The sequence below is a fragment of the Acinetobacter kookii genome, assembly GCF_900096895.1.
Taxonomy (GTDB): domain Bacteria; phylum Pseudomonadota; class Gammaproteobacteria; order Pseudomonadales; family Moraxellaceae; genus Acinetobacter; species Acinetobacter kookii.
The window spans coordinates 93,145-119,870 of the sequence record NZ_FMYO01000004.1 but is presented as its reverse complement, the minus strand read 5'-3'; the positions used below and the strand labels follow the sequence as shown (position 1 = coordinate 119,870).

The 26,726-nt window shown below is 45.3% G+C and carries 25 protein-coding genes; 12 read left to right on the top strand and 13 right to left on the bottom strand.

All coding sequences use genetic code 11. From position 1 onward, the window contains the following. The first annotated feature begins 295 nt into the window (after positions 1 to 295). A complete protein-coding gene (locus BLP85_RS08105) occupies positions 296 to 1,459 on the top strand; it encodes a zinc-dependent alcohol dehydrogenase (RefSeq protein WP_092819610.1) in 1,164 nt (387 codons plus the stop codon). A gap of 440 nt (positions 1,460 to 1,899) precedes the next feature. Beyond that, positions 1,900 to 2,787 carry a DMT family transporter gene (locus BLP85_RS08100; RefSeq protein WP_092819609.1) on the top strand — a complete coding sequence of 296 codons (888 nt, stop codon included), beginning with the start codon at positions 1,900 to 1,902 and terminating at the stop codon, positions 2,785 to 2,787. Between the two features lie 71 nt (positions 2,788 to 2,858). Here the strand turns inward: BLP85_RS08100 and pcaD are convergent, their stop codons facing one another. From pcaD to BLP85_RS08040, 12 genes are all read right to left on the bottom strand, one after another. Continuing rightward, entirely contained in the window at positions 2,859 to 3,638 is a 780-nt protein-coding gene (gene pcaD / locus BLP85_RS08095) for a 3-oxoadipate enol-lactonase (RefSeq protein WP_092819608.1), read from the bottom strand. 103 nt (positions 3,639 to 3,741) lie between these two features. Next, a complete protein-coding gene (gene pcaF / locus BLP85_RS08090; protein ID WP_092819607.1) occupies positions 3,742 to 4,944 on the bottom strand; it encodes a 3-oxoadipyl-CoA thiolase in 1,203 nt (400 codons plus the stop codon). Between the two features lie 164 nt (positions 4,945 to 5,108). Beyond that, positions 5,109 to 5,759, bottom strand: coding sequence for a 3-oxoacid CoA-transferase subunit B (locus BLP85_RS08085; protein ID WP_092819606.1), 651 nt, complete (start codon positions 5,757 to 5,759; stop codon positions 5,109 to 5,111). Positions 5,760 to 5,777: 18 nt separating this feature from the next. After that, complete coding sequence (locus tag BLP85_RS08080; protein WP_092819605.1) at positions 5,778 to 6,464, bottom strand: 3-oxoacid CoA-transferase subunit A; 687 nt, start codon at positions 6,462 to 6,464, stop codon at positions 5,778 to 5,780. A 20-nt stretch (positions 6,465 to 6,484) separates the two neighbouring features. Continuing rightward, positions 6,485 to 7,714 (bottom strand): benzoate/H(+) symporter BenE, encoded by a 1,230-nt coding sequence (gene benE / locus BLP85_RS08075; RefSeq protein ID WP_092819604.1) that lies wholly within the window; start codon positions 7,712 to 7,714, stop codon positions 6,485 to 6,487. Between the two features lie 58 nt (positions 7,715 to 7,772). Beyond that, positions 7,773 to 8,558, bottom strand: coding sequence for a benzoate diol dehydrogenase BenD (gene benD / locus BLP85_RS08070; RefSeq protein ID WP_092819603.1), 786 nt, complete (start codon positions 8,556 to 8,558; stop codon positions 7,773 to 7,775). Between the two features lie 17 nt (positions 8,559 to 8,575). Further along, a complete protein-coding gene (gene benC, locus BLP85_RS08065) occupies positions 8,576 to 9,592 on the bottom strand; it encodes a benzoate 1,2-dioxygenase electron transfer component BenC (protein ID WP_092819602.1) in 1,017 nt (338 codons plus the stop codon). 89 nt (positions 9,593 to 9,681) lie between these two features. Next, complete coding sequence (gene benB / locus BLP85_RS08060; protein WP_092819601.1) at positions 9,682 to 10,173, bottom strand: benzoate 1,2-dioxygenase small subunit; 492 nt, start codon at positions 10,171 to 10,173, stop codon at positions 9,682 to 9,684. Continuing rightward, positions 10,170 to 11,558 carry a benzoate 1,2-dioxygenase large subunit gene (gene benA / locus BLP85_RS08055; protein WP_092819600.1) on the bottom strand — a complete coding sequence of 463 codons (1,389 nt, stop codon included), beginning with the start codon at positions 11,556 to 11,558 and terminating at the stop codon, positions 10,170 to 10,172. Before benA ends, benB begins: the two co-directional genes overlap by 4 nt. Positions 11,559 to 11,639: 81 nt before the next feature. Then, positions 11,640 to 12,560 carry a catechol 1,2-dioxygenase gene (gene catA / locus BLP85_RS08050; RefSeq protein ID WP_092819599.1) on the bottom strand — a complete coding sequence of 307 codons (921 nt, stop codon included), beginning with the start codon at positions 12,558 to 12,560 and terminating at the stop codon, positions 11,640 to 11,642. A gap of 143 nt (positions 12,561 to 12,703) precedes the next feature. After that, the gene (gene catC, locus BLP85_RS08045) at positions 12,704 to 12,994 is read right to left on the bottom strand and encodes a muconolactone Delta-isomerase (RefSeq protein WP_086175661.1); all 291 of its coding nucleotides are present in this window, start codon (positions 12,992 to 12,994) and stop codon (positions 12,704 to 12,706) included. A 21-nt stretch (positions 12,995 to 13,015) separates the two neighbouring features. Beyond that, a complete protein-coding gene (locus BLP85_RS08040; protein ID WP_092819598.1) occupies positions 13,016 to 14,125 on the bottom strand; it encodes a muconate/chloromuconate family cycloisomerase in 1,110 nt (369 codons plus the stop codon). A gap of 115 nt (positions 14,126 to 14,240) precedes the next feature. Here BLP85_RS08040 and BLP85_RS08035 point away from each other — a divergent pair, with 115 nt between their 5' ends. The 6 genes from BLP85_RS08035 (at position 14,241) to BLP85_RS08010 (ending at position 22,133) form a co-directional block, all read left to right on the top strand. Beyond that, the gene (locus BLP85_RS08035) at positions 14,241 to 15,155 is read left to right on the top strand and encodes a LysR family transcriptional regulator (protein ID WP_092819597.1); all 915 of its coding nucleotides are present in this window, start codon (positions 14,241 to 14,243) and stop codon (positions 15,153 to 15,155) included. A gap of 303 nt (positions 15,156 to 15,458) precedes the next feature. Continuing rightward, entirely contained in the window at positions 15,459 to 16,829 is a 1,371-nt protein-coding gene (locus tag BLP85_RS08030) for an aromatic acid/H+ symport family MFS transporter (protein WP_092819596.1), read from the top strand. Between the two features lie 168 nt (positions 16,830 to 16,997). After that, a complete protein-coding gene (locus tag BLP85_RS08025; RefSeq protein ID WP_092819709.1) occupies positions 16,998 to 18,266 on the top strand; it encodes a DcaP family trimeric outer membrane transporter in 1,269 nt (422 codons plus the stop codon). A gap of 696 nt (positions 18,267 to 18,962) precedes the next feature. Further along, complete coding sequence (locus BLP85_RS08020; RefSeq protein WP_092819595.1) at positions 18,963 to 20,189, top strand: efflux RND transporter periplasmic adaptor subunit; 1,227 nt, start codon at positions 18,963 to 18,965, stop codon at positions 20,187 to 20,189. Next, positions 20,186 to 21,409 (top strand): ABC transporter permease, encoded by a 1,224-nt coding sequence (locus BLP85_RS08015; protein ID WP_092819594.1) that lies wholly within the window; start codon positions 20,186 to 20,188, stop codon positions 21,407 to 21,409. Before BLP85_RS08020 ends, BLP85_RS08015 begins: the two co-directional genes overlap by 4 nt. Next, on the top strand, positions 21,402 to 22,133 hold the full coding sequence (locus BLP85_RS08010; RefSeq protein ID WP_092819593.1) for an ABC transporter ATP-binding protein: 732 nt from the start codon (positions 21,402 to 21,404) through the stop codon (positions 22,131 to 22,133). The genes BLP85_RS08015 and BLP85_RS08010 overlap by 8 nt, the downstream gene beginning before the upstream one ends. 58 nt (positions 22,134 to 22,191) lie before the next feature. Here the strand turns inward: BLP85_RS08010 and BLP85_RS08005 are convergent, their stop codons facing one another. Continuing rightward, a complete protein-coding gene (locus BLP85_RS08005) occupies positions 22,192 to 22,377 on the bottom strand; it encodes a hypothetical protein (RefSeq protein ID WP_092819592.1) in 186 nt (61 codons plus the stop codon). A gap of 754 nt (positions 22,378 to 23,131) precedes the next feature. Between BLP85_RS08005 and BLP85_RS08000 the strand changes: the two genes are divergently transcribed. From BLP85_RS08000 to BLP85_RS07985, 4 genes are all read left to right on the top strand, one after another. Then, positions 23,132 to 24,130 carry a putative oxygenase MesX gene (locus tag BLP85_RS08000; protein WP_092819591.1) on the top strand — a complete coding sequence of 333 codons (999 nt, stop codon included), beginning with the start codon at positions 23,132 to 23,134 and terminating at the stop codon, positions 24,128 to 24,130. Positions 24,131 to 24,172: 42 nt separating this feature from the next. Then, positions 24,173 to 25,216: a methionine synthase gene (locus BLP85_RS07995; RefSeq protein ID WP_092819590.1), complete on the top strand. Its 1,044-nt coding sequence runs from the start codon at positions 24,173 to 24,175 to the stop codon at positions 25,214 to 25,216. Between the two features lie 126 nt (positions 25,217 to 25,342). After that, positions 25,343 to 25,837 carry a flavin reductase gene (locus BLP85_RS07990; RefSeq protein ID WP_092819589.1) on the top strand — a complete coding sequence of 165 codons (495 nt, stop codon included), beginning with the start codon at positions 25,343 to 25,345 and terminating at the stop codon, positions 25,835 to 25,837. 47 nt (positions 25,838 to 25,884) lie between these two features. Next, positions 25,885 to 26,685 (top strand): sulfite exporter TauE/SafE family protein, encoded by an 801-nt coding sequence (locus BLP85_RS07985; protein ID WP_092819588.1) that lies wholly within the window; start codon positions 25,885 to 25,887, stop codon positions 26,683 to 26,685. Positions 26,686 to 26,726 lie beyond the last annotated feature (41 nt).

Here is a 26,726-nt window from a genome sequence, read left to right as displayed (position 1 = left end):
TTTTCGAAGCCGTTTTAATTATTTCCTGATGTTCTTTAAAAATTAACTTTATGAGGTTGAGAGGTGTAGAGGATTGAATGCTAAATTCTATTCAAATTTTGTTCCAGATACGACAAACCCACATTTAATAACTGGAACCTTGTGTTTTATACATTTCTGAACAGTAAAAATTCTTTTTCTATACATCTCTTTGCAGTCTGATCTTTCAATATAGAAAAGGCACAGCAGCCCAAAAATTTAAAACAATATTTACACCTTCCCGTCTACTGCACAATAAAACCAAGAGGAATAAATCATGCGCGCACTTACCTATCATGGTAAACATGATGTCCGAGTTGAGTCGGTTCCCGATCCTGTAATTCAGGAGCCGGATGATGTCATTCTAAGGGTGACGGCTACGGCGATCTGCGGTTCAGATCTGCATCTGTATCGGGGAAAAATTCCTGCGACCGAAGAAGGGGATATTTTTGGTCATGAATTTATGGGAATTGTGGAAGAAGTAGGGCCAGCAGTAACAGAAGTCAAAAAAGGGGATCGGGTGATTATTCCTTTTGTGATTGCCTGCGGCCAGTGCTTTTTTTGCGAGCACGAGTTGACTGCTTCCTGTGAAAATACCAATACCGGTCGTGGTGCCATTTTAAACAAGAAACAGATACCACCGGGTGCCGCCCTGTTTGGCTATAGTCATCTATATGGCGGAGTTCCAGGCGGGCAGGCCGAATATGTACGGGTACCGAAAGGAAATGTAGGACCGTTTAAAGTACCGGGATCTTTATCGGATGAAAAAGTCCTGTTCCTGACCGACATTTTACCGACGGCCTGGCAGGCAGTGACCAATGCTCATGTAACTAAAGGCTCTACAGTGGCTATTTATGGCGCAGGTCCGGTGGGTCTGCTTTCAGCGGCATGTGCACAAATGTTGGGTGCTGAGCAAATTTTTATCGTAGATCATAACCATTACCGACTGGAATATGCTCGAAATACTTATAGGGCAATTCCTGTGAATTTTGACAAGGTGGATGCAGCAGAGTTTATTATCGGCAATACGCCGGGTCATCGCGGTGTAGATGCGGTCATTGATGCCATTGGCTTTGAAGCCAAAGGCAGTACGCTGGAAACCGTACTCACCAATCTGAAGATTGAAGGTTCAAGTGGAGCTGCTTTACGGCAATGTATTGCAGCGGTTCGTCGTGGTGGTGTAGTGAGTGTACCGGGTGTTTATGCTGGGCCGATTCATGGTTTTCTGTTTGGCGATGCCTTTGACAAAGGACTGACCTTTAAAATGGGGCAGACCCATGTGCATAGATTTTTGCCGCAACTTTTAGAGCATATTGAAAATGGAGACTTGTCTCCAGAAATCATTATTACCCATCGCATGAATCTTTCCGATGCGGCTGAAGGTTACCGTATTTTCGATCAGCGAGAGCAGGAATGCCGTAAAGTGATTTTAACCCCTTAAAACCTTAAGATTGCCAAGCAGACCTGAAATGACAGCCCTGCATAGATAAAACTGTTTAGGCAAAGGGAATGATTTCAGGTCATCATAGGCAAGTTTTATCTATTCAATGCAGCTTTATCCTTATATTTTCAGCTCATGTTTCAAGTCTGGATTAAGGGCTTTGATTGAAAGTGTTCAGCCGCTGCAAATAAATTTTAGCAACTTGGGAAGGCTGTAAATAGTAAGTAAACATATGAATTTTTTTTGGTATTAATTATAAGCCTGATACGCTTTGTAAGATTAAATTTCCGAAGCTGAAAATAGCCAGTGCTTAATATTTTTTTATGGTTCAGGGTATCAAACCAAACTTTGCGCTATCAAAGCCCATCCCATTTTTAATTAGTCATGCCTTCGGCTAGAGCATAGAATGAGTTCACTTTTGTTGTAATGGCGCTAGGCATATGGCAGTAAGCTGGATTTTCTTTACTTTAATGGCAGCATTTATGCAGGCCTGGCGTAATGCCTTTCAAAAACAGCTGAGTACCACGGTCGATGTCTGGGGAGTCACACTGGCCCGGTTTATTTTTGGATTGCCATTTGCTGCTCTTTACCTCAGCAGTCTGTATTATTTCAAGCCGGTTGAAAGTATAGTCCACTTCACGCCAAAGTTCTGGGTCTACATTGTGATTGCAGCTTCCAGCCAGATTTTAGCCACTGCACTGATGGTGCAACTGTTTAAGCAAAAAAATTACGCGATTGGGGTAGGACTGGCTAAAAGTGAAGCAATACTGGCAGCGATTATTGGGGTAACTTTCCTGGCGGATCATTTGTCCTTTCTGGCCTGGATTGGGGTGGCACTGGGTGGTTATGCGGTATTTTTGCTGAGTAAAGGCCAGCAAATGATCGGGTTTTCAGCCAAAACGCTGGCAATTGGCATCGGAAGCGGTTTAAGTTTTGCCATTACTTCACTGCTGGTACGGGAAGCCAGTCTGGAGCTCACAAATTTACCAAATTTACACCGTGCAGGATGGGTATTATTGCTGGTGATCAGTTTCCAGTGTATCAGCATGCTGCTTTATCTGGGGCTGTTTAGTCGCCGTACTTTAATCGCCATGTGGCAACGTCTGGGTCTCACCTTTAAGGTAAGTGTATGCAGTTTTATGGCATCGCTTGGCTGGTTTACTGCCATGAGCATGATGAGTGTACCGGTGGTCAAAACCTTGGGCCAAATCGAGATTCTGTTTAGTATGCTGATTTCCGCTTATTTCTTTAAGGAAAAACTGGCCCGTGCCGAGCATTGGGGATTGGCCCTGGTAGTGATTGCGGCAATTTTAGTGATCTGGGCCTGATGCGAGAAAAAGATTGAAAAGATAAAAAAGCCACTTCGAAAAGTGGCTTTTTTGCTTTTGCTCTATGCTTTTTAAGCTGCAATAAATTTTTGCACCGCCTGATTAAAGGCTTCAGGTTGCTCTACATTCGAAATATGTGAAGCATTGATTTCAAACAGCTGGCTATGGGCAATACGTTCTTGCATGAACTGGCCATCAACCACTGTGGTTACCGGATCTTGCTGACCTGCAATTACCAGTACCGGTACATTAATATCTTTCAGCTGTTCGCGTAAATCCGCTTTAGCCAAAGCTTCACAACAGCTTGCATAACCTTCGGTGCTGCCAGCTTCCAAGTCGTTTTGAAGATTTTCAACTACTGTTGGGTTGCTTTGGATAAAGGGTTCGGTAAACCAGCGTGATGCTGCGGTAGACGCAATTGGTTGTAGACCTTGCTGACGTACCAAAGTGGCACGCTCATTCCAGGCCTGTTCCTGACCAATTTTGGCTGCCGTATTGCAGACAATCACGTGGCTAAAACGTTCGGGCTTATTAATCGCTAACCATTGACCGGTTAAACCACCCATTGAAATACCACAGAACGCAGCTTTTTCAATTTTTAAATGATCAAGCAGGTTAATAACATCTTGACCCAGTTGATCAAGGCTATACGGACCTTGTGGCGCAGATGAAGCCCCATGACCACGGGTATCATAGCAAATCACAAAATAATCCTGTTTGAAGTGATTAAACTGTTTTTGCCACATCCCGTAATTGGTGCCGAGTGAATTAGAAAAAATCAAGGCTGGCTTGGATGCATCACCAAAGGTCTGGTAATTGATCTGGGCATCGTTAGATGTAAAAGTTGGCATTTTTTTAGAATCCTTAATCTTATAAATCCCCCTAAATCCCCCTGAGCAAGGCTTAAGCATTGCTTTAAGCTGAAGCGCAAGAAAGGGGGACTTTGAATGAGGATTAAACGCGTTCAATAATCAAAGCGATGCCTTGACCGACACCAATGCACATAGAGCATAGTGCGTATTTACCACCAGTCTGTTCCAGCTGGTTCAGTGCTGTGGTCACCAGACGCGCGCCTGAAGCACCGAGTGGATGACCTAAAGCAATCGCACCACCGTTCGGATTCACTTTCTCTGAACCATCTTCAATGCCTAAGTCACGGGTACAGGCCAGTGCTTGTGCAGCAAAAGCTTCGTTCAGCTCGATCACATCCATCTGCTCTAAAGTCAAACCGGTTTGCGCCAATAGTTTTTTGATGGCCGGTGCAGGACCAAAGCCCATAATACGCGGTTCAACGCCCACAACGGTTGAACCGATAATTTTGGCACGCGGTTTCAAACCGTGTTGAGTAACAGCTTCATCAGATGCAATGAGTAGGGCAGCCGCACCATCATTGATCCCGGAAGCATTACCTGCCGTTACGGTACCATCGGCTTTCACCACAGGTTTCAGTTTTGCCAAAGCTTCTGTCGTGGTCGCACGTGGATGTTCGTCTTTATCAACGACGACCGGATCACCTTTACGCTGTGGAATCACCACAGGAATAATTTCTTTATCAAAGAAACCACGTGCTTGTGCAGCAGCGGTACGTTGCTGGCTGGTCAAGGCAAACTGGTCCTGATCGGCACGGTTAATATTGAACTGTTCCGCCAGGTTTTCAGCGGTTTGCGGCATGGTTTCCACGCCGTACATTTCTTTCAGTTTCGGGTTAATGAAGCGCCAGCCCATGGTGGTGTCTTCAATCTTCTGACTGCGACCATAGGCAGATTCAGACTTGCCCATTACAAACGGCGCACGGCTCATTGACTCAACACCACCGGCAATAATCAGTTCAGCTTCGCCCGCTTTAATGGTACGTGCTGCCATGGCAATCGCATCCAGTGATGAACCACAAAGACGGTTAATTGTCGTTGCCGGTACTTGGTACGGTAAACCCGCTAAAAGAGCCGACATGCGACCGACGTTACGGTTATCTTCACCGGCCTGGTTGGCACAGCCGTAAATCACGTCATCGACCTGTTCCCAGTTCACCGATGGATTGCGTTCCATCAAGGCCTTGATTGGAAGTGCACCCAGGTCATCAGTACGGACAGGAGCGAGGCCACCGGCATAACGGCCGAATGGGGTACGGATGGCATCAATGATATATGCGTTTTTCATGGAGTATTCTCTTCTTTATAAAGTTCCCTCTCCTTTGAAGGAGAGGGTTAGGGAGAGGATGTTTGGAAAATTCCCCTCATCCTAGCCTTCTCCCAGAGGGAGAAGGAACGTTCAATCTCTATTCAATGCGTCGTTTAAAAATAGCGATGTCTGTCTATTTATACTCATTGAGTTGCATCAATCAGTTTGGCACCGGTCATTGACTGCAATTCTTCAAATGACAGGCCTTCAACTTTCTCAATCACTTTCATGCCTTCAGGGGTGACATCAATCACGCAGAGGTCAGTGTAGATACGGTCGACACATTTCAGGCCAGTCGCAGGGTAAGACAGCTCAGCCACGATTTTTGGCTCGCCTTTTTTGGTCACGTGATCGGTGGTGATAAAGACTTTTTTGGCACCAACAGCCAAGTCCATTGCACCGCCTACTGCAGGAATCGCATCCGGTGCACCGGTATGCCAGTTGGCCAGGTCACCATTTTCAGCGACCTGGAAAGCACCGAGTACGGCGATGTCCAGGTGACCGCCACGCATCATGGCGAATGAATCACCGTGATGGAAGAAAGAACCACCGGTCAGCATCGTGACAAATTCTTTCCCGGCATTGATCAGTTCTGGATCACGGTCTTCTTCAGCAGGAGGAGGGCCGAAAGCCAGCAGGCCATTTTCAGAATGTAGAAACACGTCTTTATCGGCAGGCAGGTAGCTGGAAATTTTGGTCGGTAAGCCAATGCCCAGGTTGACATAGGCACCATCAGGAATGTCTTGTGCCACACGTTCAGCGATCTGGTCACGGGTCAGTTTGCTATAGCTCATCTTTTTATCCTCGCGTGATTAAGCAGATTGCTCAAGTTGTTTAGTGCCCACAGCAACAACATGCTGTACAAAAATTCCCGGGGTAATGATGTGTTCAGGATCAAGCGCACCCAGTTCAACCACTTCAGACACCTGGGCAATGGTCACGTCAGCAGCCATCGCCATGATCGGACCGAAGTTACGCGCAGATTTACGGTACACCAGGTTGCCCCAACGGTCGCCTTGATGTGCTTTAATCAAAGCAAAATCCGCCTTGATCGGGTTTTCCAGCACATAGTCTTTGCCTTCATAGTTCAGGGTCGGTTTACCTTCAGCCAGCAATGTTCCGAAACCTGTAGGCGTGTAGATTGGACCCAAGCCCATACCCGCAGCCTGAATACGGCACGCCAGGTTGCCTTGAGGGACCAGTTCCAGTTCGATTTTTCCGGCACGGTAAAGTTCGTCAAACACCCAGGAATCCGACTGACGCGGGAAAGAGCAGATGATTTTACGGACTGCACCAGCTTTAAGCAGTTTGGCTAGACCATAGTCGCCATTCCCAGCGTTATTGTTGACAATCACCAGATCCTTGATGCCCAGCTCAATCAGGCCATCAATCAGCTCTGCCGGCTGACCCGCTGTACCAAAACCGCCAATCATGATGGTCGAGCCATCTTTAATTTGAGAGAGGACTTCCATTAATGAAGCCACGCTTTTATCGATCATAATCGTTCCTAACGCTAAAATTATTTAGTTTCAGTTTGGGAGAGGGAAACAGTGTTTGACACTGTCGGACCTGTTTGGGGTTTGCTTAATAAAAGATGGGCGACGAGACCGATACAAATGCCCCAAAACACCGAACTCAATCCAAGGAAATGCATACCAGATGCCGTGGCTAAAAAAGTGATTAAGGCTGCATCACGTTCGCTTTCATCTTTCATGGACACTGAAACATTAGTAGCAATGGCACCCAACAGGGCAAGGCCTGCAAGCGCTGCAACCAGTTCTTTCGGAAGCAGGCTGAACAGCATCACGATGCTGCCGGCAAATAATCCGCCTAAAATGTAAAACACACCATTGGCAATGCCTGCAATATAGCGCTTATCTTTCAGTTCATGTGCATCCTTACCCATGCATAAGGCAGCGGTAATGGATGCCAAAACAATGGTGATGCCACCTACGCAAGCCACAGCAAGCGATGCAATACTGGTGGTGGTGATAATCGGTTTTGCAGGTGTGTCATAACCGCTGAGTTTCATAATGGCCATGCCGGGCAAAAACTGCCCGGTAAGACTGACCAGGATTAGTGGAATCGCCAGATTCAGCATGCCATTAATTGACCATTCAGGGCTAATCCACTGTGGAATGGCAAGGCTGAAATCAACAGTGACAGGGTTCATTTTGCCGAGGACTAAGCTGAGTAAAACCCCTGCAAGCAGTACCCAAACCATGCTGTAGCGTGGATTTATGCGCTTGGATACTAAAAAAACCAGCACCATGCCAAACACGATCAGGGGCATGCTGTTTGTAGCGGTAAACAGTCCCAGGCCAAATTGAAATAGAATCCCGGCCATCATGCCCGCCGCAATGGATTGGGGAATCCATTTCAAAAGCTTGTCGAAATAGCCTGTCAAACCAATAACAAGAATTACCAAAGCGGCCGTAATATAGGCAGCGACCGCTTCATTTAAAGAAATATTGGGAAATAACGTGACCAACAGTGCCGTGCCGGGCGCTGACCAGGCAGTGATAACCGGGACTTTGTACTTGATTGATAAAAAAATCCCTGCAACTGCTGCACCAATGGAGATTCCCCAGATCCATGAAATCATCATGCTGGGGTCAACATTGGCTTTTTGTGCCGCTTGGAAAAAGATGATCAACGGCCCGGAATAGGAAATCAGCACGGCTAAAAATCCTGCAACCGTTGCTGACACAGACCAGTCATCTTTTAAGCTTTTAAACAGGGTCGTCATTGCTACTGCCTCCATGCTGATAAATCAATGATCCTGTACCACGTTTATGATCGGGGGGTTAGCCCTGATCACCACCACCAACAGGAACCACTGTCCCTGTCATATAAGACGAGTCGTCAGATGCCAGGAAAGTGATGGCATTCACTTGCTCCTGAATCGTGCCATAGCGTCCCAGGAAAGTACGGTCAATGGTTTGATCGACTACCTGCTGCATCCACTCTTTTTCAGATTCAGAAAGTGGATTGGCATTGCGTGGCACTTTACGTGGTGGAGCTTCTGTTCCACCGGTTGCCACTGCATTGACACGAATCCCGTCTTTGGCATGTTCAAAGGCGAGGGAAGCGGTTAAACCGTTCACGCCACCTTTTGAAGCCGAATAAGGCACACGGTTAATGCCGCGTGTTGCAATTGAAGATACGTTAACAATGGTACCTTTCTGATTCTTGATCATTTCAGGCAACACGGCACGGCAGCACCACATGGTCGGGAACAATGAACGGTTCACTTCCTTGATGATTTCCTCTTCAGAAAATTCCTGGAAAGGTTTCATCCAGATCGCGCCACCGACGTTGTTGATCAGCACATCGACACGGCCATAGGTTTCAATCGCTTTGGCAACCACAGATTCTGCACCTGCAAAAGTTTCCAGATTGGCTTTCACCGTAATCGCATCACCGCCTGTGGCTTCAATTTCAGCCAGAACTTCTTCCACATAAGGAGAAAGGTCAGCCATCACCACTTGAGCACCTTCACTGGCGACTTGCAGCGCGACACCGCGACCGATGCCTTGAGCGGCACCAGTTACGATCACAACTTTATTTTCAAATCTTTGACGATTAGACATTGAAAAATCTCCTTGAATTAATTTGCAGAGAATTTTTCAAACAGGAAGCTTGCAGGTTTAACACCCTCTGCTTCTAACCAGCCGCGCACCGCTTCCACCATAAGTACTGGACCACATAAGTAGATGTCGACATCACCACTATTCAGCCATTCATTTTCGATGTGACCTGTCACATAACCTTTACGCTCATGTGCAGATTCCGGGTTAGCCACAACAGTGCGATACTCGAACCACGGGAATTTTTCTTGCAATTCGTTCAGCTTTTCAATAGCCACCAGGTCAAAGTCATTGGTCACACCAAATACCAGACGTACAGGCTGCTCTGAACCTTTTTCTTCCAGTACTTGCAGCATAGACATAAACGGTGCGATACCAGTACCGCCTGCCAGCATCAAGACAGGGCGAGCCACAGGACGCAGGTAGAAGCTGCCAAATGGACCGGTAAAGGTCATTTTGTCGCCAGCTTTGGCATTGGCACTCAAGAACTCACTCATTTTACCGTTTGGCACGTTACGTACCACAAAGCTGGTTAAACGATTACCCGGTTTAGAGCTGAATGAATAAGAACGGGTTTCTGTTGTACCTGGAATGCCGACATTGACATATTGACCTGCCAGGAAGTGAATGTCCGGTTGACCTTCATCGAGCTGAATGTCAAAAGTAATGGTCGAGTCAGACAGGTTTTCGACGCGAGCCAAAGTACCCTGGAATTCATGAATTTCAGTTTTACATACTTCAGAAGAAGCTTGAATCTGGAATACGGCGTCAGAAGTCGGTTTACATTGACATGCAAGAATGTAGCCTTCAGCTGCTTCTTCAGGAGTCAGTGCATCTTCAATATAAGTTTCTTCAGGCATGTCATACGAACCTGATTCACAAAACGCACGGCACGTTCCACATGCACCGTCACGGCAGTCCAAAGGAATATTGATCTTTTGACGGTAAGCTGCATCTGACAGGGTTTCACCTTGTGCAACAGAAATAAAACGTGTAACGCCATCTTCAAATTGAAGTGCAACATTGTGGTTTGACATGGCTGAATATCCTATATAAATCTTTAAAACTAGACCTTTCAGCCAAATTTCCATATGGCTGAAAGGTTTTACCTTGCTGTAGAACAGTCTTAGAGGTGATAAATATCAATGACTTGGTTGATATAATCGTTTTTCAGCACCACGTACTTGCTTAAAATTTGTGGTTTGTCGCCAGAAAAATCGATCACATAACGTGACATACCGAAGTAGCTGTAGTTGGTTTTGTAACGGAAACTCAAGGTGTTCCAGTTAAAACGAACCGTTACTTTGTCACCATCACGTTCAACAATTTCAATGTTGTTGATGTTGTGGCTGGTACGGGTATCTGGCATGGTTGCAGACGAGCGTTCAGTCTTGATACGGAACACGCGGTCCTCCAAACCTTGACGGTCCGGGTAATAAATCAAAGAGATTTCAGACTGCGGATCTGTGGTCAGTTTGTCATCATCATCCCAAGCCGGCATCCAGAAAGAAGCGGTAGGGGCATAGCACTGTAACCAGTCATCCCATTGCTCATCATCTAGAAAGCGGGCTTCCTGATAAAGGAATTGAGCAATATTTTCTAAAGTGATGTCGCTCATGCGTTTTCTCCTTCAGTAGATGCCGCAATTTCTTTCTCAGTCGCAATGCCTTTCTTGATCAGTTCTAACCAGTACTGGTGCTGAGCCAGGTACAAACCTTCATCTTCCGTTTTAACACCAGAAAGTTTTGGTTTTAAACCGATTTCGTTGGCAGCATCATCCGGACCTTGGATCCAGTGTTTAGAACCACGGCACATGTCGTTCCATTCAAGCGCGATACCTGCGTAACCCGCCTGACAGGCACGGAATTCTTCCAGGTCGTCTGGAGTAGCCATACCTGAAGCATTAAAGAAGTCTTCGTACTGGCGGATACGGCGTGCGCGAGCTTCTGGCTCTTCACCTTTAGGCGCGATACAGTAAATGGTCACTTCAGTCTTATCGACAGAAAGTGGACGTAATACGCGAATTTGTGAACCGAACTGGTCCATGAAATATACGTTTGGATAGAGGCACAGGTTACGTGAACGTTCGATCATCCATTTCGCCATAGCATCACCGTATTGCTCGGTGTATTCATCTTTTTTGGCAAAGTTAGGACGGTCTTCCGGGTTGGCCCATTGTGTCCATAGCAGCATGTGACCGTGTTCAAAGCCGTAAGAACCACCGCCTTGTTTGCCCCATGAACCTGCACTCATGGCACGGATGTTGTCACCGGCTTCTTTCTCTTTACGTTGCTGAGTTGTTGCAGCGTAGTTCCAGTGTACGGCAGACACGTGGTAACCATCGGCACCGTTTTCGGCAGTCAACTTCCAGTTACCTTCATAGGTATAAGTCGAAGAACCACGTAAAACTTCCAGGCCTTGCTCTGACTGGCCTACAATCATGTCAATGATTTTGGTCGCTTCGCCCAGGTATTCTTCCAGTGAAGGAACGTCCGGATTCAAGCTACCGAACAGGAAGCCTTTATAGCTTTCAAAACGTGCAACTTTTTTCAGGTCGTGTGAACCGTCTTTGTTGAAGCAGTCTGAATAACCTGCTTCGCTTGGGTCTTTCACTTTTAACAACTTGCCAGAGTTGTTGAATGTCCAGCCGTGGAATGGGCAGGTATAAGTCGCTTTGTTGCCTTTCTTGTTACGGCACAATTGTGCGCCACGGTGAGAACAGGCATTAATCATGGCATTCAGTTCGCCATTACGGTTACGCGCAATGATGATTGGCTGACGGCCAATATAAGTGGTATAGAAATCGTTGTTGTTTGGAATCTGGCTTTCATGGGCCAGATAAACCCAGTTGCCTTCAAAGATGTATTTCATCTCCAGGTCAAACAGGGCTTGATCTGTAAATACAGAACGGTGAAGCTTAAATTCGCCACTTTCAAAATCGTCAACTAAAAGTTCATCAATACGATCAAGATGGCTGGTGTTAATTACTGGGATACGAGGCATGTCCGTTCTCCGACTGTCCAACTTTGGGCAAGTCACCGAGATGTCATGAAACTGACATCTCGATTTCCTATCATAAGGTCATTAAGCGCTTGCGCGACGACGTTCAACTTCAGTAGAAGGAGCACCAGCTTTGTCTTTCTGAAGTACTACATCGAACTGGATGTGTTTGAAAGGACCTTTCAGGCCACGACGTGCGATTTCAGCTTCATCAGTTACGTCCACAGCAGTTGCAACCAGACCTTCACGTGTACCGAATGCGAAGTCATCCCAAAGGTACTTGTCGCCTTCGATGTTGAACTGGGTGGTTAGCTTACGGTAGCCCGGTGCAGAGATGAAATAGTGCACGTGAGCAGGGCGCTGACCATGACGGGAGATCATGTTAAGAACACCTTGAAGCGGACCTTCAGGGTTCAGGCCATAACCTACCGGCATGGTAGTAAGGGCAGTGTATTGGCCTTTTTCATCTGCAAAGATTGAGCGACGCAGGTTAAAGTGGCTTTGTGATTTGTCAAAGAATGAATAGTTACCGTGACTGTTGGCATGCCAAACTTCAACTTTAGCACCAGGAATGATGTTGCCTTCTGTATCAGTTACAGTACCGTCGATGATTAATGTCGGGATTTTGCCTTCTTCAGAACCATCATCCATACGGGCAAAACCTGTAGACTCAGGTGCACCAGCAACATACAAAGGACCTTCAATTGTACGTGGCGTACCACCCGTTAAGCCTGCTTTCGCATCAGCTTCATCAGCACGCAGGTCAAGGAAGTGTTCCAGACCGACTGCAGATCCCATCAATGCAAACTCATCAGCTTTTGCGATATCAATAATGGTTTCAATACCTTTCCAAACTTCAGACTGGCTGAGATCCAGGTCTTCAATCGCTTGGAACAAATCTGTAACCAAACGCACCAGTACCTGTTGTACACGTGCATTTACTGGACCTTCAGAAGTGTCTACGTTACAAGCTTTAACTACATTTTCAATGGTTTGACGATCCATTTTGTTACTCCTTGGAAGTATGTTTTTGGGTGGCTCATTTCTCAATATTTGTTGTGAGAGTACTGGCTGCCCCATTCCTTGTTTGAATTACGTTTTGCTTTACAGAAAAGGAATAAATTTACCTTCCTTTTCCAGTTTATTGATCAGCTGTCATCGTCACGAACTGAAGAAGGGTGACGATTTAAAGCCATCACTTCGATATTCATGTATGGATAAAGTGGAAGACCCTGCAAAATGTTGTGCAGTTCTTCATTACTCTCCACATCAAAAATACTGATGTTGGAATACTGACCAGTGATGCGCCAGATATGTCGCCATTTACCCTGGCGCTGTAAATCTTGTGAATAAGCCTTTTCAACTGCTTTAATTTCATTGGCTTTTTCCGCTGGCATATCCAGTGGAATGTTCACGTCCATACGTACCTGAAAAAGCATGTGAAACTCCTTTCTCTTCAATTAGTGACGACGTAAGTTATCAATCTTGTCTTCATCCAGCTCGATACCCAAACCAGCACCTTTAGGAAGGGCAAGCTGAAAATTCTGATATTGAAGCGGGGTCTTTAAAATTTGTTCAGTAAGTAGCAGAGGGCCAAACAGCTCTGTGCCATACGCCAGGTTTTCAAAAGTCGAGAACACGTGTGCAGATGCAATCGTGCCCACAGGACCTTCCAGCATGGTGCCGCCATACAGGTCAATTCCAGCCAATTGGGCAATTTTGCCCACCACGCAGCCTTCCATCAGTCCACCAGACTGCGCAACTTTGACGGCAAATACCGATGCCGCGTTGCACTTGGCAAGCTGGTATGCACTTTGTGGTCCCATCAGCGATTCATCGGCCATAATGGCAATGTCAAATTTACGGGTCAGACGCTGCATGGCATCAATGTTGTCAATTGCACAAGGTTGCTCAATCAGGTCAACACCGCCATCCTGCAACAGCTGAATGCCTTTAACGGCTTGTAGCTCTGACCAGGCACGGTTCACGTCTACGCGAATAGAAATGTCTTTGCCTAGCGCCTTCTTAATGGCCAGTACATGCTCAACATCGGCTTCGACTGCACGTGAACCGATTTTTAACTTGAAAATGTTATGGCGTTTGGCCTCAATCATTTTCTTCGCTTCAGCAATATCTTTATCGGTATCGCCAGAAGCCAATACCCAAAGTACCGGCACGCTGTCACGTAAACGACCGCCAAGCAGTTCACTTACAGGAATATTGAGACGCTGTGCCTGAATATCCAGTAAAGCTGTTTGAATGGCACATTTGGCAAAACGGTTGCCATTGATATGCTTTTTTAAAGTCTGTACAGTTTGCGCAACATTTAGCCCTGTTAAACTTTTTAATAGAGGCGCAAAATAAGTATCGATATTGGTTTTGATGCTCTCCGGGCTTTCGTCACCGTAGCCTAGTCCACCAATGGTTGTTGCTTCGCCCCAACCCACAAAACCATCTTCTGTGCTGATTTTGACCAGTACCAGTGTTTGGGTCTGCATCGTCGCCACCGCCATCTTGTGTGGGCGAATGGTAGGAATTTCGACAAGCAACGTTTCTATGGATTTATACATCTTTGAGCTTCTCAATCTTGCTTTGTGTATCTCTTGTGATATACCTTAAAAGAATAGATACTCACTGTCTAAGATCAATTTTGCATTTTAGTATGCTTTAAAGGTATGAAATATCATGGAACTGAGACATTTACGCTACTTTGTAGCCGTCGTAGAAGAACAGAGCTTCACCAAGGCGGCGGAAAAACTGTTTATTGCTCAACCACCTTTAAGCCGGCAGATACAAAACCTTGAAGCAGAGCTGGGAATCCAGCTTTTTGAGCGGGGTAGCCGACCATTATTAACCACTGAAGCCGGGCAATTCTTTTATCAGCATGCGGTTAAACTTTTGTCTAATGCAGAAGAAATTAAAGCCATGACCCAGCGGGTGGGCATGGCAGAAAAAACCATTACCATGGGTTTTGTCGGTTCTTTGCTCTATGGCTTATTACCCAAAATTGTCTATCTATTCCGCCAGCAGCAGCCGCATTTAAAAATCGAACTGATTGAAATGAGCACCAAAGACCAGATTCAGGCCTTGAAAGAAGGGCGGATTGATGTCGGTTTTGGTCGTCTCAGAATTTCCGATCCGGCGGTTCGGCGCATCCTGTTGCGTGAAGAGCCGCTGATGGTCGCCATGCATTCCAGCCATCCACTTGTACAACATAAAAAGGGAATTTTCCTGACAGATATTGTTGACGAAAACCTGTTTCTGTATCCGAGCCATCCCAAACCGAATTTTTCTACTCAGGTCAGATCGCTGTTTTCAGAATATAGCCTGGACCCGAAAAACTTGAAGGAAGTGCGTGAAATCCAGCTGGCTCTGGGGCTGGTGGCTGCCGGGGAAGGGATTTGTATTGTCCCGGAAAGCGCCAAAACCATTCAGTTACCGCATTTGCATTATATTCCCTTACTAGATGATGCCGCGGTCAGTCCCATCTTTCTGGCGATTCGCAGCATGGATGAAAGCGAACATATCCGTTCGCTGTTTGACTGTATTTATCAGGTTTATGACCTGGAAGCGATTGCTTATGACCGCAGTGTAATCTGAACCTCGGCTGTCATTCATCGTAAATTCGGGCTGGATTAACTCAAAATTTTCAGCGGTATCCAATTATGCAGACGCATCCTCAAGGGGGTGAGGGTTCTGTATTTTTTTAAAAAAAAGAATGACTAAAGCAGCACTCAGGCTGAATTAGACCTTGTGAAGATATCTTTAAAGTATTGCACCCACTCCAAACAATGGGCATTCAACTTTTAAGGTATGAATATATATGCAATCGGTTTTGGACATTTTTTCGCATCTTCTGCATTGTGATGGCACAAACAGGACTTCACAGAAAGGAGGTGAAGCATGTCCAATAAAATAAATATCAATACACTCATTGATGAAGCGAAATTTACACCATTTCATTGGGGCGTCTTATTCTGGTGCCTCATGATCATTATCTTTGACGGTTATGACCTGGTGATTTATGGCGTGGCGCTACCCTTGCTCATGCAGGAATGGGCGCTCAATACCGTACAGGCGGGTTTACTGGCCAGTACCGCATTATTTGGCATGATGTTCGGTGCCATGAGTTTCGGAACCCTGTCCGATAAAATTGGCCGTAAAAAAACCATTATGATCTGTGTAACACTGTTCAGTGGCTTTACCTTTTTAGGTGCTTTTGCCAGCAACCCGACTGAGTTTGGTATTCTGCGCTTCCTGGCCGGTTTGGGAATTGGTGGCGTGATGCCAAACGTGGTCGCCCTGATGACCGAATATGCACCAAAACGTATCCGCAGCACGCTGGTTGCCTTGATGTTTAGTGGTTATGCGATTGGTGGAATGTCCTCTGCATTATTGGGTGCATGGCTGGTACCGCAGTTTGGCTGGAAAATCATGTTCCTTCTTGCCGGTGCGCCATTATTACTTTTGCCGGTGATCTGGATGTTCCTGCCTGAATCGTTGATGTATTTAACTGCGAAAAATGAGACCGAGAAATCGCGTGGCATTATCCAGAAAATCGCACCTCAACTCAGCATTCAACAGGGTACGCAATTTGTTCTGAATGACGTGTTAAAAGGCGACGAAGCTCCACTTAAAGCGTTATTCCAACAAGGCCGTAGTTTCAGTACCTTCATGTTCTGGATTGCATTCTTCATGTGCCTGTTGATGGTCTATGCCCTAGGCAGCTGGTTACCAAAACTCATGATTCAGGCTGGTTATTCACTTGGTGCCAGTATGATCTTCCTGTTTGCCCTCAATATTGGCGGCATGATTGGCGCGATTGGTGGCGGTGCCTTGGCAGATCGCTTCCACATTAAAAAAGTACTGACCATTATGTTTTTATGTGGTGCAGCAGCGTTAATTTTACTCGGATTTAACAGCCCGCAGTTTGTACTCTACAGCTTGATTGCTGTGGCAGGTGCAGCGACCATTGGTTCCCAGATTTTACTGTATACCTTTGTAGCACAGTATTATCCAACCACAGTACGTTCAACCGGTATGGGATGGGCTTCAGGAATTGGCCGTATTGGCGCCATTGTCGGACCCGTGTTAACAGGTGCATTGCTAACCATGAATTTACCGCATCAAATGAACTTCTTTGCTATTGCGATTCCCGGTGTAATTGCGGCGTTAGCAATCTTCATGGTGAACCTGAAAGCTTCTGTAGATGCGAAAGCGCTTACAGCGTCTAATGCGAACAACAATTCAGTTGCACAAAAATCAATTCAATAATTTATTTACCTTTTCATTAACTTACTGTCATCAATGATATAGATTGCCATCGTAAGCGATGGTGATCTGTTGCTAGAATTTGATTGCAAAATAACAAGCGAGTTTAGGATGAACGCGAAAACTTTAACCCCAACAACTGATTCACAAACAACAACGGTTCGACCAAATATGCAGCGTACGCTCATGATGAGCATGATTGCATTAAGCATGGGCGGGATGAGCGTTGCAGCGCAAGCACAAACCCAGCAGCAAAATGAAATTGAACAACTTAGACAGGAAGTTCAGGCTTTGCGCAGTTTGGTTGAGCAGCAAAAAGTACAAAATGCACAAACAGCGACTGCAATTGCTAACGTACAACGTACTGCAGCAACTGTGCCAGCAAACCCTGTATTGAAAACTGCCAAAGGCGCCGAGTTTAATTTATACGGTAATGTGCGTTTAGATGCCTCTTATCAGGTAGAAGGCGGTGCTAGAGATATGCCTTATAACCAGATTAACAGCGTACCGCTTGAAGGCAATGCAGAACAAAGTGATCGTTTAAGATCAACGCTTTCTGCAACACGTTTAGGTTTAGATTTCAAAAGCCCTGTGGGTGACCAAGACGTAAAAGGTAAAATCGAAGTGGATTTCCTGGGTGGAGCTAACCTCGATAATTTACGTATTCGTCATGCCTACTTAAATTATGGCAACTGGTTAATGGGTCAAACCTGGTCAAACTTTGCCATTCCAGATTATATGCCAGAAACGATTGATGCTTTAGCGTTTGTCGGTGGTGCTGTAAAACGTACACCGCAAGTTCGTTATACCGCCAAATTTAATCCAAAAACCAATTTAGTCGTTGCCGCTGAAGACCCTAAAGACAGCACAGTGAGCCAGCGTTTACCTGCACTCACTGCACGTTTAAATCACCAGTTTGCAGATAACTTTAATGTCAGTGTACGTGCCATGGGCCATGAAAAGCGGATCAATTCTGAAGAAGAAATGGCATGGGGCGTAGGTGCGGGTGCCAAGTATGATGTGGTGCCGGGAACAACCCTAAAAGCCGATTACTATCATGTGAAAGGGGACAGCAGCTTTGTATCATTTACCAATACTGGTGTAATTGCTCGGACAGATGGTAGTCTCGTTCAAAATGAATTTGACTCCATTATGCTTGGTGTGACTCAAAAATTTGGTGACAAACTCCACGGTACACTAGGCTATGGCTATATGAGTTTTGATGAAGACCAAAACTATATTAATGCGCTTGCAGATAAAACCAAAGCCAACAAAGAGCTTTGGCAAGCATGGGCAAATATTTTCTATAGCCCAACCAAGCCTTTAAGTTTTGGTCTTGAATATGTTTATGGCGAACGTGAGGCGTTTGGGGCTGCACCAAATGGCAGTAAAACAGGTGAAGATAATCGTTTAAATGCAGTTGCAATCTATAATTTCTAACAGTCGGTAAATCAAAAGGCCTTACTATATAATAACTTATAGTAAGGCCTTTATTTTTGTATTTAATTTTCCCTGAATAAGCATCTATGCCATAACTGGTATGATAAGAAAATCCCATCAATGGTAATAACGGTTTATTTTGAATAGTTCTCCCGGTTCGGGTTGATGCAGCTAGGCCAAGCCTTAATAAAATGGCCAACACCCGCAATCTTTAAAACCCAGCCCATCCTCTTCATCTTAAATTGCCGACCGTATTCAAGATAAGCAGATGCTTGACCCTGACTGGCTCGCAAGGCAGCTTGAAAGCAATAATTTCACTATAGGACATCCTACGGTTTTTTTTAGATGTTTTCTCTTTGCAAAATAAAAGTATGGACGAAATTTGTCCAGTCTGGAATTTTGATGGTTATTCGGCTTATGATAAATTATTTTATCAATTTAAAAAAAGAAGCCAAGAATGCGAATGTAGGTATAAACGGAGCAATTTTTTCATTTATTTTATACGACTCATTCGGATAATCATTCGAATTAGACAATTTACCATGAACAGACCACGACCAAAGTTTAATAGTTTAAATTCATCAGGCTTTTCAAAAAAAACTTATTGTTAATAACAGGTTGAAGCATACAATTCTACAGAGCAACAGTATTTACTGTTAGATGTACCAAGCTCTTAAGCTGAACTGGAGAGATTCATTGCGCGTTGTTCGCTATAAATTTGTGATTATCATCCTGCTGCTCATACTTGCAGTAGCTTATGCTCTGTTTCGCTGGTGGCAGGGACCGCTATTGCCAGCCTATACCTTGACATACAAGCCTCTGGTGCAGAATGTGGTCGCGACCGGCCGAGTAGCGACTGTATCACGTGCCCAGGTGGGTAGTGAAATTACCGGTATTGTTCTCGAGCGGCTTGTGCAGGAAGGGGATCAGGTTGTTCCGGGGGATTTACTATTGGTTCTCAAGTCGGATGAACTGCTTGCACAGGTACGACAAGCCGAAGTGGCACTGACCGAACTCGCAACCAGTCGGCGCCCACAGGCAATGGCAGAACTGGCTACAGCCAAAGCCCAGCTCGAACAGGCCAGTCGGGAAGCAGCACGCAGGCGTAATCTAGAAGCAGGCATACTCTCAGCAGAAGAAATAGAACAGGCCGTGGAAGCGGAAAGGGTCGCCCGCAATAATTTTGAAACAGTCCGACTAAAAACAGCAGCATTGGCACCGGGTCAAGTCGAGGAAGCCAAGCTTCGTGAGCAACTTGCTGTAGCCCAAGCCCAACTGGCCAAAACTAAAATTCGCTCTACAGTCACAGGTACGGTACTCACACTGGATGTGGAACCGGGTGACCTGATCCAGCCGGGTCAGACCTTATTTACTATTGCATTGAAGGGCAATACAGAAATCCGGGTGCCTCTGGATGAGCGAAATTTGCCACAACTTGCTTTACAGCAAAAGGCAACAGTAATTTCTGATGCCTTTCCGGATCAACCTTTTCCGGCCCGGATCAATTTCATTGCACCCAGCATAGACCCGCAGCGTGGTACGGTAGAGGTTCGCTTAGCCGTCGATCCGGTGCCTGATTTTCTGCGTCAGGATATGACGGTGTCGGTGAATGTCGAGACCAACAGACGGGAACGGGCATTGGCTATACCAAACGATGCTTTAAGCGGTATTAAAGGCAATAAGGCCATTGTGCTCTTGGTACGTGATGGAAAGATACAGCGTCGTCAAGTCACCTTAGGCTTACGTGGCCTGGCGATGTCGGAAGTGGTTTCGGGTTTGCAGGATGGAGATCAGGTGCTGGCCGATGCTGAATCCTCCTTAACAGAGGGTGCGCGGGTACGCTTAAAACAGCAAAACACGCCTTTGAATCATCAGGCTGATGATACAGATAGCAAAAATGAATTACCGGTGAAATTCGATTGAAAAACTTTTTCGGGCGGCTCTGGACAGAGTGGACAATCGCAATCAGTTTTTTGCGTGAAGGTCGTGCACAGTCCATCATGATTACTGTGGGTGTCGCAGTGGGTGTGGCTGTCATCATTTTTATCAGTGCTTTAATTCAAGGATTGCAGTCGAATATTGTCGAACGTACTTTGGGTACTCAGGCCCATATCCGTTTGCTGTCACCGGATGAGGTCAACCAGATTGTGCAGCCTGCTGCAGGAACGGTGCAATTATTGCAGGAAGACAAGCGGGCACAGCGGCTGCGCTCGATCAACAACTGGCAGCAGATTACCGAAACCCTGGATCAGTTGCCGGTACTGACCGCCGTATCTCCGGTGGTATCCGGGCCAGCCTTTGTGCAACGCGGCGATGCCATTCAATCGGTTGCCTTGGTAGGCATTAATCTGGAGCGTTATCAACAGATCATCCCGCTGAAAGAATATCTAGTGAGTGGCCAGCTGCGCATCGGTGCAGACGATGTAATGATTGGCAGCCAGCTCGCCAAAGATCTGGGGGTGCAGGTGGGAAGCAAGTTACGGCTGGATACGGGGCGGGAGAACAATGCACTGGTCAATGTGGCCGGGATCTTTGAACTTGGGGTACGTGAGCTGGATGCGCGCTATGTGTACCTGGACTTGAAACAGGCGCAGTCCTTACTCAGTTTACCTGGCGGCGTTACCGTGATTGACCTGACCATCGCAGATATTTTTGAGGCAGACAATATTGCCGCACAGATAGGACGCCTGACCTCACTTAAAGCCGAAAGCTGGATTAAAACCAATGCCCAGCTGATGAATGCGATTACCGCTCAGAGCCTGTCGACCAATATGATTATTATCTTTGTGGCAATTTCGGTGGCATTTGGGATTGCCAGCGTCATGTCGGTCAGCGTGGTGCAGCGTACCCGGGAAATCGGTATTTTGCGTGCGACGGGCGCGACCCAGTTGCAAATTTTACGAATTTTCCTGTTTCAAGGCGCAATATTTGGCCTGCTGGGTTCGGTTTTAGGCAGTGCGGTCAGTTATGGACTGGTGTGGATATTCAATACCTTTGGTCCCGGTCTTTTTTATATTCCGCTTTCAATCAATCTGGTGATACTGGCCTTGTTGCTGGCGACGCTGACTGGCGTGCTGGCTGCTGCGATACCCTCGCGCCGGGCAGCAGCATTGGACCCTGTGGAGGCAATTCGTCATGTCTGATCAGTCTCAGGAAGTACTGCGCCTGGAAGCGCTGCGTAAATCCTATAATATTGGGCAGCCCAATGAAGTTGAAGTATTGCATGGAATTGATTTGCGCATTGAACGCAATGATTTTGCTGCGCTGATTGGTCCATCCGGTTCCGGCAAAAGTACCTTATTGAATATTTTAGGTTTGCTGGATAAACCCAGCAGCGGTGAGCTGTATTTGCTGGGTCAGCCGACCAGTGGCATGGATGATGCGGGACGCACGGCGCTACGCGGCAACAGTATCGGTTTCGTATTTCAGTTTCACCATCTTATACAGGCCTTTACGGCCTTAAACAATGTACTCATGCCATTGATGCTGACACATGGCAAGCCGGACAAACAGGCACTGGAGCGGGCGCGTGAACTGCTTGCTGCGGTCGGTTTGGAACAGTTTGCTGACCGTAAACCCAATGAGCTTTCGGGCGGTCAGCAACAGCGGGTGGCGATTGCCCGGGCACTGATTACGGAACCGGCACTATTATTGGCCGATGAACCGACAGGGAATCTGGATACCCAGACGGCTGCAGACATGTTTCAATTATTCCGTAAAGTACATCGTGAACGGGATTGTGCGGTACTGCTGGTGACGCATGATCCACGTCTGTCTGCCACCTGTGATCGCACCATCAATCTGGTCGATGGCCGTATTCAAAGTGATTCTAAAGCGCAGGTGATAGAGACAGTATCTGACAAATAGCTATCTACAAGAAGAGGAAGCTTTCATTTGTTCTTCAGATGAATCAACTCATTTAAAACTATAGATTCTGATCTTCTTCATCCTGATGCTCCTGACGGATTTGGTCTCGTTTTATCTGTGGGTCTTTGTCTACGCCTAACTGACCACGCTGAATTTCACGATCCTGCTTTTCTTGCGGGTCTAATTCCTCTTCTGGAAATTCTTCATTTACTTCTTCATCTGTTTCTTTATCTGGATTAATCATAAGCATTTACCTTTTTAAATGTTGATAGCCCATGTTTTGAGTTGAGCCTCTGCCTCAATATTCTTGTTATTGTATTGCAGGACTGTGATTACACTGTTGTATTTATAACCTGCTTGATTCTATAAATTGTGGCTTGTGTTAAATGCATGTGCTGGATCTTCTTCATAACCTTTTGATATAGCCATTTTTGATAACCATGTTTATTCGACATATAGGGTTTGGGTTTCCTTATATCCAGCTGTTTGGATGCAATTATACAGGCTGAATATGTTGATACTTTCTCATCTTAAAATGAGTTAAATTCAATATGGTTGCTTTTATGGACGTGATGCAATAAGTGTTGTCACTTATTTAAATAACACCATATAAATGCCTTATAGAGAAATTTTTCTGTCCTCCTACAGAATTCAATTGATGGGCTTTCAAGTCAAATTTTTAAACGCACCTGCACGATTTTTTGATAGATATATTTTATTAAGATATTGTAATTTATAATTTTTTAATTATTTAAACAGACGAATTTTAAATCCTTATTTTCCAGCATTTTATGTAGATTGAATTGACTTAAGCTATCCGAGATGGAGCAGTCATTTTGCTTCGATTGTTTCTCTTGCCAATACCATAAGATTTTTAAAGTGAATTTTACTCACTTTGTGATTAGATTAAATCATTTTTATTCATGTTTTAATTCCAGTATAAATGACTGCATACAGAAATTTTAATTTTATTGAAAAGATTAGGGCAGTGAATCTCCATGAGTAATAAATTTGCATGTTCAATTAAGCGCATCCGTTTTGATGAGAACTATCAGCCGGCAGACAATACACGTTTAACAACAAACTTTGCCAATTTGGCACGTGGCGGAAGCCGTCAAGAGAATCTTCGCAGAACTTTAGCGATGATCAATAACCGTTTCAATAGTCTGGCCAGCTGTGATAATCCGAAAGGTGACCGATATTCACTTGAAATTGATATCATCTCTGCTGAACTAGACGTTGAAGGCAAGGGTCAAACTTTTCCATTCATTGAAATGCTGAAAAGCACCATTACCGACCATAAAACCAATGAACGTATTGAAGGCATGATTGGGAACAGCTTCTCATCTTATGTACGTGATTATGATTTCAGTGTGGTATTACCGTCACTCGGCTGTAAAACAGATGAAAAACCTGAAAATTTTGGTGATTTGCACGGTAAATTGTATCAGCATCTCATCCATTCAGCAGCCTTTAAAGCCGAGTTTAAAAAGCAGCCTGTGATTTGTCTCAGTGTTTCGACCACCAAAACCTATTACCGCACAGCCCATGTGCATCCAGTGTTAGGCGTGGAATACAAAAATGACGAATATTCACGTACCGATGACTATTTTAAAAAAATGGGCTTAACCGTTCGTTACTTCAAACCTGAACATGGCAATGCACCTTTGGCATTTTATTTTGCAGGTGACTTGCTCCGTGACTACACCGATTTTGAGCTCATCAGTGCCATCAGCACCATGGAAAGTTTTCAAAAAATCTATCGTCCTGAAATCTACAACACCAATTCACCGGCAGGTTTGGTGTATCAGCCAAGCTTAAACTATCAGGATTTTTCATTGACGCAAATTGTCTACGACCGTGTTGAGCGTGGTCAATTGGCCGTCAAACAGGGTAAATGGACGGAAGAAAACTTCATCAAGCCTTATAAAGACATTCTGGATGCGTGGGCGGCGAACTTTAAGGTTGCAAACGCAGATCAAGCGCAGGCTGCCTGATTCACAGCATCAATTTACGAATTTAGAGAAAGAAGATTACACATGGCGCTTTTACAACCAAAAACTCTACTCCCGACCTCAACCGCTGGCAGCTTACCGAAACCTTCCTGGCTGGCTGAACCTGAGAAACTTTGGTCACCCTGGAAACTAGAAGGTGAGGAGTTGCTACAAGCAAAACGGGATGCCTTAAGTCTGTCATTGCATGAGCAACTGCAAGCCGGTATTGATATTGTCAGCGATGGTGAACAAACCCGTCAGCACTTCGTCACGACCTTTATTGAACACCTTGAAGGTGTGGACTTTGAAAAGCGGGAAACAGTTCAAATACGTAAGCGTTACGATGCCAGCGTGCCATCTGTGGTAGGTGCGGTATCTCGCAAACAACCTGTGTTTGTAGAAGATGCAAAATTTTTACGCAGTCAAACCAATCAACCCATTAAATGGGCGCTACCCGGTCCAATGACAATGATTGATACCCTATACGATGGTCACTATAAGAGCCGTGAAAAACTGGCTTGGGAATTTGCCAAAATTTTGAACCAGGAAGCCCTTGAGCTTGAAGCAGCAGGGGTGGACATCATCCAGTTTGATGAACCTGCTTTTAATGTGTTCTTTGATGAAGTGAATGATTGGGGCATTGCAACTTTGGAGCGTGCACTTGAAGGTCTGAAATGTGAAACTGCGGTACACATTTGCTACGGTTACGGCATTAAAGCCAATACCGACTGGAAAAAGACTTTAGGTTCAGAATGGCGTCAGTACGAAGAAATTTTTCCTAAATTACAACAATCTAAAATTGATATCGTATCGCTTGAATGTCAAAACTCACGTGTACCGATGGATTTGATTGAACTGATTCGTGGCAAGAAAGTGATGGTGGGTGCAATTGATGTGGCGACCAATCAGATCGAAACGCCTAAAGAAGTGGCAGATACCTTACGTAAAGCGCTGCAGTTTGTCGATACCGACAAACTTTACCCCTCAACCAACTGCGGTATGGCACCACTCTCTCGTCGAGTTGCACAAGGCAAGCTGAATGCATTAAGTGCAGGCGCTGCTATTGTGCGTCAAGAACTGACAGCTTAATTCCGGGCTGTCTCAAAATAAGGAAAGGGCGCGTTATTTTTCAGTTAAATCATTCAGATCAATCGAATAATCAAGCGCCTTGCCTCCGGCTAGAGATAAGCAAAATTCAAATTTGAGATTTACGAGATGATTGAAGCAATCGATTTTCGAAATGCAATGTCTTTGCTAACCACTGCAGTGAATGTAATCACGACAGAGGGCGCAGCAGGCATGCATGGATTTACTGCATCGGCGGTATGCAGTGTAACCGATACCCCACCGACCTTGCTGGTCTGCATGAATCAATCATCTCGCTCACATGCACATTTTATTCAGAATAAAATTCTGTCTGTGAATGTTTTAGGCGCACAGCATGAAATCCTTTCCAATGCATTTGCCTCGAGCAAATTCAGCTCTGAAGAACGATTTAAACTGGGGGCTTGGACAACGCTGGAAACGGGTTCTCCTGTACTGAAAGATGCATTAGCGAGTTTTGATTGCGAAATTGAGCAGATTCAACAGATGGGAACGCATAGTATTTTTATCTGCAAAGTGGTGGCGATTCAACAAAGCCAGCAAGAAGAAAGTTTGGTGTACTTTAATCGCGCTTATCACCATGTAGGGCAAGTGGAAATTGTTTAAATTTAAATTTTTATTGAATATCAAAATCTTAACTAAGTAATTATATCGTGGAATTAATCATTTTTTTAGTCATCGGCGCCGTGGCTGGATTTGCTGCCGGGCTCTTTGGTGTGGGTGGCGGTACTATCATTGTGCCATTGCTGTATATTGTCTTTAGCCAAATGGACTATAGCCCTGATGTGATTATGCACTTGGCCTTAGGCACTTCATTGGCCACTATTATCGTGACCTCTATCAGCTCTTTAATGGCACATCATAAAAATGATGCCGTGATTTGGCCTGTCTTTAAAAATCTGGCACTGCCAATGGCAATCGGCTGTTTTGCAGGCGCAGGCATTGCAGGCTGGCTCTCAGGTCTACATTTGCAGATTATTGTTGGCATATTTTTACTTTGGGTTGCTTACAGCATGTTTAAGGGTGCAAAGAAAGCAGTTGATCCCAGTAAAACATTACCATCTACAGGCAAGCAAATCGCTGCGGGTTCAGGCATCGGTGTGGCATCAGCCATCTTTGGGATTGGCGGCGGAAGCATTACCGTGCCGTATTTAACGGCAAATGGCGTAGTGATGCAAAAAGCTGTCGGAACATCTGCGGCATGCGGTTTACCAATTGCGATTGCCGGTGCATTAGGCTTTATGTTCTTTGGCATGCAGCAGCATGTTGAGATTCCAAACACCATTGGCTTTATTCATGTTTATGCTTTTCTGGGTATTAGCATAATGAGTTTCTTTACCGCAAGTTTAGGTGCCAAAGCTGCACATGCATTATCACCCAGCATGCTCAAAAAATGTTTTGCAGGATTGTTATTGATTGTAGGATGTTTTTTTGTCGTTAAGGGATTATTTTGAGATCTGGTGGATGTCTGAGGATCAGACATCCTTTAAGTCTG